This is a genomic window from Vibrio sp. 03_296 (genome assembly GCF_002265885.1).
On record NZ_NPKW01001274.1, the window covers coordinates 1 to 919 of the forward strand.

The window sequence follows — 919 nt, forward strand, 5'->3', positions numbered from 1 at the left end:
CTATTATTGATGCAATGTCGACCCAGACTGCACCGCTTTGTTAGATGGCTAATCCGCTTTGAGGCAAGCGTAACGAAACGCAAATTAAAAGAACTGAATATACCGACAAAAATCAACGACCTAATTAACTACCAACAGCAGCTCCAAGAAACAGGCAAAGAGTTAATCCAAGAGTTATGGCTAATGACATATGGAGAGCTGATAAACCACACATACAGGGGTCACTCCATGAATATCTATGATGATGAATTAGTACAAAATACCTTGAGACTTAAGCACCAGAAAGTAACGCCAAAGGGTAACGTTAGTTATGCAAAAGCGGATAGGGGCCGTTCTTCGTTTTATCCGTCGCCTGGTTCAATGAAGGTTAACCTCGAAGTCAAAAGATCATTCTCTGTTAAACAGACGTTTTACAACAACTTGAACACTCTTATCGAGTCAGGTTTTACCAAGGCTCAACTACAGAACTTACAAGGCAATGGCATGAATAAGGTTGTGCCGTTGGTTGATGTAATCACCGTTGACTTCTCCCAACAATATCCGGACTGGTACTTGGAGCCTGAGTTCGGCCCGTTAACTCGCCAATTACTTGCCAATGACAACGTTGTTCAGCTTCGAACAGCATAGGAACATACCATGTTAAAAATAGAGATCTTCGAAGAGGATGTGCGTGTTGATGTACGCACGACCAAAGCCAAGGATGATAAGCCAGCACGCAAAATCTATGAGCAGGTTGCTTATGTTTATCTAGGCGGCAAGTTCCCAACGCAAATGAAACTCTCGCTTGATGAAGAGCAAAAGCCTTATCCGGCTGGCATGTATACCGTTGATAGTTCGAGTTATGTCGTGAATAACTTTGGTTCACTCGAGCTTAAACGCTTCGGCTTAAGCGTGGTGGCCTTGGAGTCTTAATGATGAA

The 919-nt window shown here is 43.1% G+C and carries 2 protein-coding genes; both read left to right on the forward strand.

Annotated elements, in window-relative coordinates; translation table 11 throughout:
- A partial coding sequence (locus tag CIK04_RS31515) for a phage/plasmid replication protein, II/X family (protein WP_325206059.1) occupies nt 1-627 on the forward strand: 627 nt, incomplete at its 5' end.
- Nucleotides 628-636: 9 nt separating this feature from the next.
- Nucleotides 637-912 (forward strand): single-stranded DNA-binding protein, encoded by a 276-nt coding sequence (locus CIK04_RS31520; protein ID WP_097353730.1) that lies wholly within the window; start codon nt 637-639, stop codon nt 910-912.
- The last annotated feature ends 7 nt before the right edge of the window (nt 913-919 follow it).

Excerpts from the sequence above, each read along its gene's own strand:
- CIK04_RS31520 (WP_097353730.1), top strand. The coding sequence starts at position 637 with ATGTTAAAAATAGAGATCTTCGAAGAGGATGTGCGTGTTGATGTACGC.